Here is a 13,820-nt window from a genome sequence, read left to right as displayed (position 1 = left end):
GGGGCTTTTTTAATGGGATACAAAACATGAAACACGTAACAAAAGTGCATTATCATAGCGTGAGCAAAAATTTAGATGTTTACTTTGACGATGATAGTAAAGCCGTATTTAGTTGTGAATTTTTACGTGTTCACTCTCCATCAGCAGAAGTACAAGGCCATGGCTCTGGCCCTATGAAGCTGGTTTTAAACAAGCAATCAGTCGGGATAAAAAAAATAGTCCCGGTTGGGCATTACGCATTGCGCCTAGATTTTGACGATGGCCATAATAGCGGGTTATTTAGCTGGAACTATTTTGCTAAGCTGCAAGAACAGCAGACTCAGTTATGGAATGAGTATTTAGAACGTGTGAGCGAAAACACAAAAAACAAAGACAGTGTGCCAATAAAGTTTATTCCTTAAACTTTATTGGCTCTTTAATAAATTTAGACTTTAAATTTATCTATCGCAGCATATAGTACGCGACCTTGCTCAGATACCTCTTCACTGGTTTGCGCGTTACGCGATGCATGCTCTGATGCATCTTGTGCAATATCTCTAATACGTACCACGTTTTTATTAACCTCTGATGCAACTTGGCTTTGCTCATCAATAGCAACGGCAATTTGTGTACTCATTTCCATAATGGTTTGTACATCTTCAGTAATAGCACCCAACAACTCGCCCGCTTTAATTGCCTGGGATGCACTTTCATCACCTTGTGAGCGACATTGGTGCATAATGCTTACAACTTCCTGAGTACGTTGCTGTAGGGTATTAATAATCCCTTCTATTTCACTAGTAGACTCTTGCGTACGCTGGGCTAATGAGCGCACTTCATCAGCAACCACCGCAAAGCCGCGACCTTGCTCGCCAGCACGAGCAGCTTCAATTGCAGCATTAAGCGCAAGTAAGTTAGTTTGTTCAGCAATACCACGAATAACATCAAGCACCGAGCCAATCGTTTCACCGTCTTTTTCTAGTTGAGACACCACATCAGATGCACTGCCTAAAGATCCAGACAATTCTCTGATATGGTTAACGGTTGATTCAACTTCGCTACGGCCTTGTTGAGCACTCAAGTTTGTAGACTCCGCTTTTTTAGCAGCCGCTTCAGTGTTGTGCGAAATATCCTGAATAGTCGCTTGCATTTCTGTTGCTGCGGTAGCAACCATGTCAGCTTCGTGTAATTGCTCTTGCATACCTGAGCTTGTGGCTGCTGTGCTCTCAGATAAATGATCTGTTGCTACATTGAGAGTATTTAGTGCGCCATTAACCTCATAAATCAGGTTTTTAAAGTCACCTATTAAACTGTTAAAGTCAGTCGTCATGATAGTGATTTCATCTTTACCTGTTTGCTCTATCATTACACTTAAGTCGTTATTACGTCTTATATCATTTATGCTGTGATAAACGCGTTCAATAGGCACAATGATTGAATGGCTAGTAAAGTAAACAAGTAATAAAACAATAACGCCTGCAATAACGAAAATAGTAATTGCCAAAAACTGTGCCTCACTTACGCTGTTTTTGACATGAGTTACTGTTTCCTCAACAATTTGGCCAACCACAGTGTCACTTTTTGATACGCTTTCTCGCATTTTACCAAGAGCTCCTGACTCTAAGTTTACCCCTAATTCAACTTGGGCTTTTACCAGCGCCTGAAAAGAATTCTGATAAGTAGCAATTAAGCTATTGAGCTGTGATTTGGTGTTTGAGTCTATTGTTGAACGAGAAAGGCTTTGTTCAAGCTTAGTAATTGTGTCATCAAAACGGGGGAGATACTTGGTATCTAAACGCAGCATAAAATCTTTTTCAGCACGTCTTAATTGCAGCATAAGCACGAGCAACTCATCGCTTTGCTGCTCGTTAAGTAAGGTTTCTACTTTATGCACTGCACTTCTTAGTTCACCATAAAGAGCATCTTTGGGATTTAAGCCTATTTTTCTTTGAAGAGAGACTACGTTATTAAAATCGCTATTATATTTAGCAACTAAGCTTTTTAATTGCGCTGCTTTTTGAGTATCAATATTTAAACTAGACATTAAAGCCTGTAATTCAGCTAACTTTGTATCCAGGACTGCATACTCTTTTTCGAACGACTCTAAAGAGCTCTCTGTTTTGTAAAACAAAAAGTTTTTTTCATGCTTTCTTAACTCTAATTGCTGAATATTCAGCTCTTTCGCTAGCTGTATAGTCTGATTTAATTTAAGATTTTCCTTTCCCTCAAAAATAGTTACACATAATAGAATAACCATTGCTAAACCAACTACCAAAGCATTAAGTTGCAATCGCCTCTTAATCGTTAAATTTTCTAAAAAACTCATTTCAAACACCTTTGGTTAATATGCAACCTTATTATAGACTAATGTCTTAATCTGCTTTTATTTTTTTTAGCTTTTTGCAAACTGGTCATACCTGAAAAATGTATGGCATTACAAATTAACATTTCCCCATAAACCTCTGTGTAGTAATTGAGTTTTATGCCACTGTTTTTGTAATAACCAATCTACAAGTGGTTCAGGGTCGCTAGGGTAATTAATTTGCCTGTTTTGAGGTGCATTATTCCAGTCATCTAATGCTTGTGGATTTAAGTAATTCATTACATGAGCCATTCCCATAGTGAGTAATGTTTGTGCATTTTCACTTTGTTCAAACTGGCCATCTAACGGCTTTAGTAATAACTTTTTACCCAACTTTAATGCCTCACTGGCAAGTTCAAACCCGGCATTACCAATCACGCCGCTTGTATTGGCTAAATCATTTAAAAAGTCAGATCTTGAAGGCGAACGTAAATGTATATTACCCAGCGATCTATTTTGCGCATCGGGGTGATAACAATAAAACTCTTTTTCGGGAAAGTCCTTTAGGTAGTCAATAATGCTAGCAAGGTTTTCAAAGGGTAAGTACACCAATACTTTGTTAATAATCGCAACAGGATTACTATGTTCATGATGTGCAATAAATGGTGGAATAATGTTTTCAGCAAATGGCTGCCAATGAACCCCTAAGTACGTATCAGCAGGTGCATAATATTTTATTAACGACTTACGTAAAATACCTCGGCTAAACATAGGAACACTGTTAGATAAAAAAGCCGCCTGGTGACTGATACCAACCACAGGAACACCCGCTCGTTTAGCTGCCCATGCAGTAATTGGCTCGAAGTCATTAAGCACAAAGTCATACTGCTTTACATCGAACGATTTAATGTCTTTCACTAACTTACAAATACGCGCATTTTTAACGGTTTGAAGGCTTTTTACTTGCCCGTTTTTAGTATTAAACGACAGCCCTCTAAAGCTTTTATAGTTCGCAAAGTCGTGCATATCAAAGTAATCTTTATTTGCACGTCCTGAAAAAACATAATCAACGTCAATATTTAGTTTTTTAAAGCAGCTAGCCATAACACGGGCCCGTGTTATATGGCCATTCCCAGTGCCTTGAATACCGTATAATATTTTCATGCTGGCACCACTAGTGCCAATGCAAATAACCCACATGAACTACCTATGAGTGCACCAATAATAATATCAGCAGGATAATGGACCCCCAATACCACTCTCGATATTGCCACACCACCAGCCCAGCCTAAAAATAGCCATACATACTGAGGGAAAAAGTGGCACAAAATAATAGCAACTAAAAAAGCGGCAGCACTGTGACCTGACGGTAAGCTAAATTTGTCACTCGGTACTATATAAGCATTGGTTACTAAACAATCACATGGCCTTATTCGTGCAAAATACTTTTTAGCTAAAAAGTAAATGGGCCGCTCAATAATAAAGCCAAGCATTATCGCAATTGGTAGTAGCTGGTGCAGCTCATTTTTACTAAGCCACCACACACCTGCACATATAACTAAATACAATCCGCCGTCACCACTTTTAGATAATCCAAACGCCATTTTTTTTAGCCACTTAGGTGAGTTACAGTTAAACAAAGTTAAAAATAATCGCTCGTCAAACTGAGCTACTTTTTTAAGTATATTATTATTTCCCATTGCTTATTCCTCATCGCATAATATATGAACACTGATTTAGCTTAGGTGTTGTAAATAACAATTGAGTGACGATTTTAAGACACTATTGTTGCCATTCTTGATTTACTCCTTGTTTTGCTTAAATTTACTACGATTAAGTCGTTGTTATTGGTTATAAGGCAGGTATACTGAGTTATAAATTAATGTACCTTTTGAGGATAAAATAATGGATTACAGCACTTCTGATTTATGTGACCACTTTGCTGACGTGGTTGACGTGCTAGAACCAATGTTCATCAACTTTGGTGGTCGACACAGTTTTGGTGGCCGCATTAAAACGGTTAAATGTTTTGAAAATAATGAACTGATCCGCGAAATACTATCTCAAGACGGTACAGAACAAGTGCTATTAATTGACGGTGGTGGCTCTACTCGCCGTGCACTTATTGATATTGAACTTGCTGAACTAGCTTTTGAAAACAATTGGAATGGCATTGTTGTGTACGGAGCTGTCCGCCATGTAGATGAGCTAGAAGAGCTTGATGTAGGTATTCAAGCCATAGCATCAATCCCTGTGGCTGCCGACAGCGAAGGCGCTGGCGAAAATGGCATTGGTGTTAACTTTGCTGGTGTGTCGTTTTTCGATGACGACTTCATCTATGCCGATAGCACGGGTATTGTGCTATCTGCTGAAGAACTTGAGTTGGAAGTTGTAGAAGTATAACGTGATCCCTCAGTTAAAAGTATATGATGAAAGCGCGGTTAAAGCTTTATGCTCTACCCGCGCAAACGAAAAAAAAGCATGGCAAGCCATGTCTTTACTCGACACTCACGTAGATGTTCAACAAGCCCTTGTTGATGCCGCTGAGTTTGGTATGCGCTATGTGCTTTTAGGCATATGTGAAGACATTGGCCCTAAAGCCAATTTAGGCAATAGCGGGGCAAGTGAAGCTTGGCCTGCTTTTTTATCTAAATTTTTAAACCAACCCCATAATCAATTTATTGCCACTCAAAAAGTGTTGTTACTTGGCGAAGTCCACGTTGATGACCTAATGGCGCAAAGTAACCAATTAAACAACAAAAGCCCTGAACAACTTCAGCAATTACGTTTGCTATGCCAACAGTTAGATGAGCGCGTAGAAAGTGTATTAAATCTAATATTTAAAGCGGGTCTTGAGCCAATTGTGATTGGTGGCGGGCATAATAACTGCTTAGGGATTATTCGTGCACTTAGTGGTTCACAGCATACACCAGTTAATGCAATAAACTTTGACCCTCATGCTGACTTTAGAGAATGCGAAGGACGCCACAGTGGCAATGGGTTTCGATATGCTTATAACGAGAAGCTACTCAATAATTACCATGTTATTGGCCTACACGAGCAGAAAAATAACCAAGCAATTATTGATGCCATGACGCAGGCAAACTTCACGTTTGATAGCTACCAGTCACTCAAAGTAAAACGCGACATAACGCTTACTCAGTCTATTGATAAGGCTATTAACGGTTTTGATTCATTACCCCTAGGCATTGAAGTAGATCTAGACAGTATTACATTTATGCCTGTAAGTGCCTATACATGCTGTGGATTTAGTGTCAGCGACACTGAACATTTTATATATAAAGCAGCAAGTAACCGAAACGCTAAATACTTACACTTATGTGAGGCATCACCAAGCCAACATCCAAACGGACCTGAAATAGGCGCGGCGCATGTAGGACAAGTGATCAGTGCATTGGTAAATAGCTATTTACTGGCAAAAGAAAGCGAGTGCTCATTCAAATAAACTTGCTCGTGATGTGGGGCTATAAATTAATAGATAATGTAACCTTAGCAGCATTACTCTCCTGTATTACAACCTTGAAACGTCAGTGAGGTAGCGCAAAAAGAAGCCCTTTGTGCTCACTCTAATTAACCTTGTGCTTGTTGCCACTCTTTTAACCAGCTCATTAAGCCTATGCTACTAAGCGGATGGCCAAAGTAATAACCTTGGGCAGCATAGGCATTTAAACTTTTAACAAATTTAAGTTGCTCAAGGGTTTCAACCCCTTCAAAAATGACTTTTGTTTTTTGCTGATTATGCATTTCAACCATACCGCCAACTAAACTGCGGATATTATTTTGGTTGCTAAAATCAGCCGTTAATGACGGCGCTACTTTTATATATTCCACCGCTAAGCTAGGTAACTTAGAAAGCAGTACAGGGTTATCACCTAAGCCATCAACACAAAGCTTTAAGCCAATATTGTTCAGCCTTGCGATCATCGCTCTGCCTTTATCATCGAGCCCCGTAAATATATGTAATGGACACTCAACAATTAAATCCCCCATTTGTAAGTTGTGCTCTGTTATTACATTATCAACAAACTCAACAAACTCTTCATTAAGCATTTCTGGGCCAAATACGTTAATGCTTAGCGGTATAGCTATGCCTTCTATTCTAAGTGCCATAGCAAGTTCTGCAGCCCGCTCTATAACAAACTTAGCAAGTGGGTAACCAAGCCCTGCAATTCTAATATCATCAATAAAACGATTAGCAGATAAAATCCCTTGCTTAGGATGCTGCCAACGCAATAACAATTCCAAAAACTCAATTTGACCATTTTTATTACAAATAACCGGTTGAAAATACAACTCAAGTTCGCTTGCAAAGTCAATGTTAGCAAGTTCTTTTAAACGCGCTTGCTGTTCTAATTGCTCAATCATCATTTGCTGGTGATAAGGCACCACTTTTTGAGTAGGCTGGCTATCAAGGGCTAAGTAGGCATAGGAAATTAAATCGTCAAAGTTAGTATCTTGCTCGTTACAGGCAACATAGCTTGCTCGCGCTTTCACTTCAACCGTGCAATTGGCGACATTAAAAGGCTTAAGTGTTGCACCGAGTATGGTATTAATAATTTGTTCGTGTAAATGCTTGTGATTGGCTAAGCTGCAAATAAACGCAAAATTTAATCCACCTAAATGGGCAAGCTTTTCATTACCCACTAAAGTAATCACTTCTTCGCTTTCTAATTGTTCTTGTATTCTATTTGCTGATTGCGCTAATAAAATATCGCCAAAGCCACGTCCTATATGCTGATTAACTTGCTCAAAGCCTTCAAGTCGAATAATAATAAGCACGGCTTCAACTTGAGTATCATCACACCACACATAGTAACCTTGACGTAACTCTTTTTTACTAGCAAATACTGAAAGGGGTGACTCTTCTACAAAGGCGTCGTCGACCTGCTTTGGCACCATGCTAACCTTGGGCTCGTCACTTTCATCATTTAGCAAACCAACTACAGCACACAGTAGTATGGCTAGTACCACCCAAAATAACGGCACATCCAATAACAAATGTGCTGAAAACAACACCACAAATAACAGTCCAGCGGCAGAGCTGGTAATAATCATACTCCAATTATTACGCTCAAATGATTGCCATAAGTGAAAACAAAAACCAAAGGCCAATAAAATAGCTAACCATGCTTCACCGCTACTTAAAATAGCTAAACCTACAACACCTATGCATAAATAACTAAATTTAATGTTGGTATTTTTTACCGAAAATAAAGTGGTGATCATCGCCATTAAAAGCGCACCACTAAAAAAAATCGGAAAATTACTGTCGGTTAATATATTCAAGTTAACGGCACTCGTATTCGTAAAAAAACTTTAACAACAACATGTTAAATATGAACAAAAATAATACAAACTAATTAAGTTTACCCAAAATCCATAAATTTGACAGTTTATTTACGCCGAATTGGTAACTTAATTGCGATGGGTGGCTTATTTGCCAATGTGCAATGTCGGCTCTGGCTCCCACTTTTAACACTCCTCTATCATTTAATCCCAGAGCTTTAGCTGCGTTACTGGTAACACCTGCCAGTGCTTGCTCTGGTGTTAATCTAAAGAGTGTACATGCCATATTCATCATTAATTGCACCGAACACAGCGGTGAAGTACCTGGATTAAAGTCGCTCGCAATCGCAATTGGCACCTTATATTGATTAAGTAGCTCTATGGGGGGCTGTTTAGTTTCTCTTAAAAAATAAAATGCCCCCGGTAAAAGCACAGCTACAGTGCCAGCCTTTGCCATGGCTTCTACACCTTGCTCATCAAGGTACTCTATATGATCTGCCGATAATCCATTAAATTCGGCCACCAGCTCAGCACCATGCTGATTAGATAACTGCTCTGCATGGCATTTTACTGGCAAATTATGTTTAGTCGCCGCCGCAAATACGCGCTTAGTTTGCTCATAACTAAACCCTACATTTTCGCAAAACACATCAACGGCGTCGGCAAGATCACCTGCAACGACTTGCTCAAGCATCTCGTTGCACACCAAGTCAATATATTCATCTGCACGGCCTTTGTATTCCTTAGGTAATGCATGAGCGCCTAAAAATGTTGTTTTTATATCAATAGGGTGATGCTCACCCAGTAGTCTTGCCACTTCTAATAGTTTAATTTCGTTTTCGGTATCAAGCCCATAACCCGACTTAATTTCAACTGTTGTTACGCCTTCTTTTAACAGTGTATTGAGCCTGTCTTTGGCATCAACAAATAGTTGCTCTCTATCTGCAGCTCTGGTTGCTTTTACTGTACTTGCAATGCCTCCGCCTTGCGCTGCAATTTGTTCATAGCTTACGCCTTGTAATCGCTGCTCAAATTCTTGCGCACGAGAACCAGCAAATACCAAATGTGTATGGCAATCTATTAAACCAGGTGTTAGCCATTGCCCTTTTATGCTCAAAGTTGGCGTTGCAAAAGCGTCAAATGGCGGTAACGATGCTTGTTCACCTAACCATACAATTATTCCGTTTTTAATGGCTAACGCTGCATTTTTGATGATCCCATAAGGTGTATCTCTAGTAGGATCCATTGTGGCAATATTTGCATCGATTAAAAGTAAATCGATATTTTCTAAGTTATTATTTTGTTGAGTGTTTTGCATATTGCAGTCCATACATACCCTGACATGATTGAAATATAGTCTAACAACACATCTTGTATATACAAGAGGATTGTGTCATCTTATTTAATATAAATTACTCCTAATGCAGCTACCCAGTTAATGACAACACCTAAATTTGCGCAAATAAAACAATTTATTGTTGATAAAATTCGCAGCGGTTTGTGGCAAGAAAACCAACGCGTTCCCTCTGAAAACGAGCTAAGCACACAATTTAGCGTTAGCAGAATGACTGCTCGCCGCGCACTTAGCGAATTAACAGAATCTGGAATACTTACGCGTAGCCAAGGCCTTGGAACATTTGTTGCTTCGTTTAAGTCGCAGTCTTCATTACTTGAAATTAAAAATATTGCCGATGAAGTTAAAGAACGTAACGGCAACTACACCTGTAGCGTGCTTATACTTGAATCAATAAACGCGGTGGCCCCTATTGCTATCGCACTAGGAGTAGAAGTAGATAGCGTCGTGTACCGAAGCGTACTGGTTCATAACGAAAACGACAGCCCAATACAGCTTGAAGAACGCTTTGTAAACCCTGCGCTTGCTAGCGGCTATTTACAACAAGATTTTAGTGCAACGACTCCTCATGAGTATCTTTCAAGTGTTGCACCTCTCACCCAAGCTAGACACACAGTAGAAGCCATTATGCCCAACAACGAAATGTGCCAATGGTTAAACCTATATAACGAAGAGCCTTGCCTGCAAGTTATTCGCAGAACATGGTCAGTTAACGGTATTGTAAGTTTTGCACGACTTGTATCGCCTGGTAGCAAATACCGCTTGGGCGGACACTTAACGTTTAAAAAATAAGATAAACAAAATTGCGCATCATGCGCTTTTTTTGTGACAAATCACCTTGTATATACAACAGGAGCAACACATGACTAACCGACTCGACACAAGTCGCGTAATACGTGCACCGCATGGCGATATGATAAGCGCAAAAAGCTGGCAAACTGAAGCGGCAAAACGCATGCTCATGAACAATTTAGACCCTGAGGTTGCAGAGCATCCTCACGCATTAGTTGTTTATGGTGGTATTGGTAGAGCGGCACGTGATTGGCCAAGTTTTGATAAAATAATAGCAACCCTAGACCGATTAAATGATGACGAAACATTGCTTGTTCAGTCAGGTAAACCTGTTGGCGTATTTAAAACACACAGCAATGCTCCTCGCGTTTTAATTGCAAATTCAAACTTGGTACCCCACTGGGCTAACTGGGAGCACTTCAACGAGCTAGATAAAAAAGGTTTAATGATGTACGGCCAAATGACGGCTGGATCTTGGATTTATATTGGCTCTCAGGGCATTGTACAAGGCACATACGAAACATTTGTAGCTATGGCTAAACAACACTTTAATGGTCAAGCTAAAGGTAAATGGGTGTTAACAGGTGGCCTTGGTGGCATGGGCGGCGCGCAGCCACTGGCGGCAACTATGGCGGGCTTTTGCGCCTTAGTTGTTGAGTGTGACGAAAGCCGCATCGATTTTCGCATTAAAACTGGCTACGTTGATGTAAAAGCCACAAATCTTGAACATGCACTGCAGTTAATTACTGACGCATGCGTTAACGACAAAGCAATTTCGGTTGGCTTGCTGGGCAACGCTGCAGATATATTTAGCACACTTGTAAGCAGTGGCATTACACCCGATATAGTGACTGACCAAACATCAGCACACGACCCACTTAATGGTTACTTACCACAAGGTTGGACTATGGAGCACGCCGCAAAAATGCGTGAACAAAATCCAAAAGCGGTTGTAAAAGCAGCCAAACAATCAATGGCTGTACAAGTTAATGCCATGCTGGCGTTACAAAAAGCAGGCGCGGCAACCACTGACTACGGTAATAATATCCGCCAAATGGCATTTGAAGAAGGTGTTACAAACGCATTTGATTTCCCTGGCTTTGTTCCTGCTTATATCCGCCCATTATTTTGCCAAGGTATTGGCCCGTTTCGATGGGTCGCTTTATCGGGCGATCCAGAAGATATTTATAGAACAGATGCTAAAGTAAAAGAACTAATCCCTGATGATGCGCATTTGCACAACTGGCTTGATATGGCGCGCGAACGCATTCAATTCCAAGGCTTACCGGCTCGTATATGCTGGGTGGGTTTAAAAGACAGAGCACGCTTAGCACTGGCATTTAATGAAATGGTAAAAAATGGTGAGCTTAAAGCACCTATTGTTATTGGCCGTGATCATCTTGATTCTGGCTCAGTAGCAAGCCCTAATCGTGAAACAGAAAGCATGAAAGATGGTTCAGATGCCGTCTCTGATTGGCCATTGCTTAATGCGTTGCTTAACACTGCAAGCGGTGCTACGTGGGTATCACTTCACCATGGCGGTGGTGTAGGAATGGGCTTTAGCCAACACTCAGGTGTTGTTATTGTTGCCGACGGTACTGACGAAGCGAAAGCACGTGTTGGTCGCGTGCTTTGGAATGACCCCGCTACCGGTGTAATGCGCCATGCAGATGCCGGTTACGACATCGCAAAAAACTGTGCCAAAGAGCAAAACTTAGACTTACCAATGCTGAACGAGGAATAATCATGGTCGAACTAACTCTCACACCCGGCTCACTTGATTTAAATAGTCTAAGAAAGATTAATGCATCAAGTGTAAAAATAAACCTTGAAAAAAATGCCGAATCTCAAATCGCTGCCAGCGCACAAACCGTTCAAAATGTCATTAATGAGCAACGCACAGTGTATGGAATTAACACCGGGTTTGGCCTGCTTGCTAATACCAAAATTGCCGATGACGAGCTTGAGCTACTTCAGCGTTCAATTGTGCTTTCTCATGCCGCTGGTATTGGCGAGTACATGGACGACAGCACAGTAAGATTGATGATTACACTAAAAATCAACTCACTTTCTCGTGGCTTTTCAGGCATTCGCTTACAAGTCATCGAGTTCTTTATACAGTTGCTAAATAGTGAAGTTTACCCATGTGTTCCTAAAAAAGGCTCTGTTGGCGCTTCGGGTGACTTAGCTCCACTTGCACATATGTGCTTACCCTTGCTAAGCGAAGGCCAGATGCGCCATCAGGGTAAAATAATCAGTGCGGCTGAAGGTTTGAAAATAGCAGGGCTTGAACCGCTTACGCTTGCAGCAAAAGAAGGTTTAGCGCTGCTTAACGGTACTCAAGCGTCTACCGCTTTTGCATTACAGGGGTTATTTAGAGCAGAAGATTTATATGCGCAAAGCTGTGTAATAGGCTCTATAAGTATTGAAGCAGCAATGGGGAGCCGCGCTCCCTTTGACTCACGTATTCACGAAATTCGTGGGCAACGTGGTCAAATAGATACCGCACAAGTGTTTAGAGACTTGCTTGATACTCAATCACAAATTAGCGACTCACATGTAAACTGTGAAAAAGTACAAGACCCTTATTGTTTACGTTGCCAACCTCAAGTATTGGGTGCGTGTTTAACACAAATACGCCAAGCAGCTGACGTATTGCTGTGCGAATCAAATGGTGTAACCGACAACCCACTCGTATTTGCCGATGTAGGCGATATTATTTCTGGCGGAAACTTTCACGCTGAACCTGTCGCTATGGCCGCCGACAACCTCGCTGTTGCAATTGCTGAAATTGGCGCTTTAGCAGAGCGCAGAATTGCTCTACTTATTGATTCTAACTTATCAAAATTACCGCCCTTTTTAGTTGAAAACGGTGGCGTAAACTCTGGCTTTATGATTGCTCAAGTAACAGCAGCAGCATTGGCATCTGAAAATAAATCGCTTGCGCATCCCGCGTCTGTAGATAGCTTACCAACATCTGCCAACCAAGAAGATCACGTTTCAATGGCTACGTTTGCCGCGAGGCGGTTACAAGAGATGGCAAATAATACACAAGGTGTTTTGGCTATAGAGTGGCTTGCATCAGTACAGGGCTTAGAATTTAGAAAACCGCTAAGCCCGTGTGAAAAAGTATTAAAGGCAAAAAATTTACTACGCGAATACGTGACCTACTACGATAAAGATCGCTATTTTGCACCCGATATAGAACAAACTAACGCCCTATTGAGCGAAGGTAAATTGTGCGACTTTATTGACCACAACCCACTCCCTTCTTATTAAAATAAGTGTTAAATACCGTACTGGTAAGTAAAGTCTAACGCCTCTATCGCTGAGCCAATAACCTTGCGCTCAGCTTTTTCATCGCTCGTAAATTTTGGCATTTCGCCACCATGCTGCTTACACTTTAATGCATAGTAATCGGCTTTTGTTGGGTGCTCGGGGTTAACGATATTGTAAATATTTTGCCCTACTTGCCAATGCGCTATTACCGCAAAAATAGCATTTATTACATCTTGCTGATGCACCATATTCACCACTTGCTGACTTGAAGTATTAAGCTCTTTACCCGCAACAAACTTACCAGGTTCTCTGTTTGGGCCAAGTAATCCTGCAAAACGCAGTACCTTACCGTTTTGCTCAAGGACTTGCTCTTCGGCCTGATATAATTTTGTTTGCCTTGGATTGGCGCAAGCAATATCGCTACTTTCACTGTATACACCGGGTTCTTGGTCGTAAACCCCTGTGGATGAACATAATAAAAACCCTTTTGCATTTAACTTTTTAGACAACGCCAAGGCTGCAGTAAGTGTTTCTGGGTAATTACTCTCGCTATGACGACTTCGTGGTGGAATAGCACAGACCCAAAACGCATTGTCTAAATCAACCTGATGTATTAGCTGATTACCTTCTAATTTAAACTGGCGCTCAAAATCAAATTCTCGTGTATTTGACCGATGAGTACCCTGCACCTTCCAACCTGCCTGTTGGGCATTAACACATAGCGCATGACCTAACCAGCCAGCACCCAATACAACTAATCTATTCACCTTATTTTGCATGTTGACACACACCTTCGCGTTCAGCGCA

Annotated in this window: 12 protein-coding genes; 6 read left to right on the top strand and 6 right to left on the bottom strand. The window is 40.8% G+C overall.

The window, feature by feature from the left end; all coding sequences use genetic code 11:
- Positions 1-26 precede the first annotated feature (26 nt).
- On the top strand, positions 27-401 hold the full coding sequence (locus PS1M3_RS01650; protein WP_008128222.1) for a gamma-butyrobetaine hydroxylase-like domain-containing protein: 375 nt from the start codon (positions 27-29) through the stop codon (positions 399-401).
- A 23-nt stretch (positions 402-424) separates the two neighbouring features.
- On the opposite strand, the gene PS1M3_RS01645 is transcribed toward PS1M3_RS01650, so the two are convergent.
- From PS1M3_RS01645 to PS1M3_RS01635, 3 genes are all read right to left on the bottom strand, one after another.
- Positions 425-2,305: a methyl-accepting chemotaxis protein gene (locus PS1M3_RS01645; protein ID WP_008128220.1), complete on the bottom strand. Its 1,881-nt coding sequence runs from the start codon at positions 2,303-2,305 to the stop codon at positions 425-427.
- Positions 2,306-2,413: 108 nt separating this feature from the next.
- A complete protein-coding gene (locus tag PS1M3_RS01640; protein ID WP_203985901.1) occupies positions 2,414-3,445 on the bottom strand; it encodes an MJ1255/VC2487 family glycosyltransferase in 1,032 nt (343 codons plus the stop codon).
- Positions 3,442-3,981: a phosphatase PAP2 family protein gene (locus PS1M3_RS01635; RefSeq protein WP_006793084.1), complete on the bottom strand. Its 540-nt coding sequence runs from the start codon at positions 3,979-3,981 to the stop codon at positions 3,442-3,444. The genes PS1M3_RS01640 and PS1M3_RS01635 overlap by 4 nt, the downstream gene beginning before the upstream one ends.
- 205 nt (positions 3,982-4,186) lie before the next feature.
- Here PS1M3_RS01635 and rraA point away from each other — a divergent pair, with 205 nt between their 5' ends.
- Positions 4,187-4,684, top strand: coding sequence for a ribonuclease E activity regulator RraA (rraA, locus tag PS1M3_RS01630; protein ID WP_006793083.1), 498 nt, complete (start codon positions 4,187-4,189; stop codon positions 4,682-4,684).
- Between the two features lies 1 nt (position 4,685).
- Positions 4,686-5,747, top strand: a complete 1,062-nt coding sequence (locus PS1M3_RS01625) for a formimidoylglutamase (RefSeq protein WP_203985898.1) — start codon at positions 4,686-4,688, stop codon at positions 5,745-5,747.
- Between the two features lie 125 nt (positions 5,748-5,872).
- On the opposite strand, the gene PS1M3_RS01620 is transcribed toward PS1M3_RS01625, so the two are convergent.
- Both PS1M3_RS01620 and hutI read right to left on the bottom strand, forming a co-directional pair.
- On the bottom strand, positions 5,873-7,534 hold the full coding sequence (locus PS1M3_RS01620) for an EAL domain-containing protein (RefSeq protein WP_203985895.1): 1,662 nt from the start codon (positions 7,532-7,534) through the stop codon (positions 5,873-5,875).
- Between the two features lie 124 nt (positions 7,535-7,658).
- Positions 7,659-8,906 carry an imidazolonepropionase gene (gene hutI / locus PS1M3_RS01615; RefSeq protein WP_203985891.1) on the bottom strand — a complete coding sequence of 416 codons (1,248 nt, stop codon included), beginning with the start codon at positions 8,904-8,906 and terminating at the stop codon, positions 7,659-7,661.
- 120 nt (positions 8,907-9,026) lie between these two features.
- Here hutI and hutC point away from each other — a divergent pair, with 120 nt between their 5' ends.
- The 3 genes from hutC to hutH all read left to right on the top strand — a co-directional run bounded on the left by hutC (position 9,027) and on the right by hutH (position 13,013).
- Positions 9,027-9,734, top strand: a complete 708-nt coding sequence (gene hutC / locus PS1M3_RS01610) for a histidine utilization repressor (RefSeq protein WP_203985887.1) — start codon at positions 9,027-9,029, stop codon at positions 9,732-9,734.
- A 70-nt stretch (positions 9,735-9,804) separates the two neighbouring features.
- Positions 9,805-11,478, top strand: a complete 1,674-nt coding sequence (hutU, locus tag PS1M3_RS01605; RefSeq protein ID WP_203985884.1) for a urocanate hydratase — start codon at positions 9,805-9,807, stop codon at positions 11,476-11,478.
- 2 nt (positions 11,479-11,480) lie between these two features.
- Positions 11,481-13,013 carry a histidine ammonia-lyase gene (gene hutH / locus PS1M3_RS01600; RefSeq protein ID WP_039036250.1) on the top strand — a complete coding sequence of 511 codons (1,533 nt, stop codon included), beginning with the start codon at positions 11,481-11,483 and terminating at the stop codon, positions 13,011-13,013.
- 8 nt (positions 13,014-13,021) lie between these two features.
- Here the strand turns inward: hutH and PS1M3_RS01595 are convergent, their stop codons facing one another.
- Entirely contained in the window at positions 13,022-13,792 is a 771-nt protein-coding gene (locus PS1M3_RS01595; RefSeq protein ID WP_203985879.1) for an NADP-binding protein, read from the bottom strand.
- Between the last annotated feature and the right edge of the window lie 28 nt (positions 13,793-13,820).

Origin of the sequence: Pseudoalteromonas sp. PS1M3, from assembly GCF_016865405.1 — a bacterium.
GTDB lineage: Bacteria > Pseudomonadota > Gammaproteobacteria > Enterobacterales > Alteromonadaceae > Pseudoalteromonas > Pseudoalteromonas marina.
The sequence above is the reverse complement of the archived record's forward strand: the minus strand, read 5'-3'. Positions and strand labels throughout refer to the sequence as shown.

Excerpts from the sequence above, each read along its gene's own strand:
- PS1M3_RS01595 (WP_203985879.1), bottom strand. The coding sequence starts at position 13,792 with ATGCAAAATAAGGTGAATAGATTAGTTGTATTGGGTGCTGGCTGGTTA.
- PS1M3_RS01620 (WP_203985895.1), bottom strand. The coding sequence starts at position 7,534 with ATGGCGATGATCACCACTTTATTTTCGGTAAAAAATACCAACATTAAA.
- PS1M3_RS01645 (WP_008128220.1), bottom strand. The coding sequence starts at position 2,305 with ATGAGTTTTTTAGAAAATTTAACGATTAAGAGGCGATTGCAACTTAAT.
- hutH (WP_039036250.1), top strand. The coding sequence starts at position 11,481 with ATGGTCGAACTAACTCTCACACCCGGCTCACTTGATTTAAATAGTCTA.
- hutU (WP_203985884.1), top strand. The coding sequence starts at position 9,805 with ATGACTAACCGACTCGACACAAGTCGCGTAATACGTGCACCGCATGGC.
- PS1M3_RS01635 (WP_006793084.1), bottom strand. The coding sequence starts at position 3,981 with ATGGGAAATAATAATATACTTAAAAAAGTAGCTCAGTTTGACGAGCGA.
- rraA (WP_006793083.1), top strand. The coding sequence starts at position 4,187 with ATGGATTACAGCACTTCTGATTTATGTGACCACTTTGCTGACGTGGTT.
- PS1M3_RS01650 (WP_008128222.1), top strand. The coding sequence starts at position 27 with ATGAAACACGTAACAAAAGTGCATTATCATAGCGTGAGCAAAAATTTA.
- PS1M3_RS01640 (WP_203985901.1), bottom strand. The coding sequence starts at position 3,445 with ATGAAAATATTATACGGTATTCAAGGCACTGGGAATGGCCATATAACA.
- hutI (WP_203985891.1), bottom strand. The coding sequence starts at position 8,906 with ATGCAAAACACTCAACAAAATAATAACTTAGAAAATATCGATTTACTT.
- hutC (WP_203985887.1), top strand. The coding sequence starts at position 9,027 with ATGACAACACCTAAATTTGCGCAAATAAAACAATTTATTGTTGATAAA.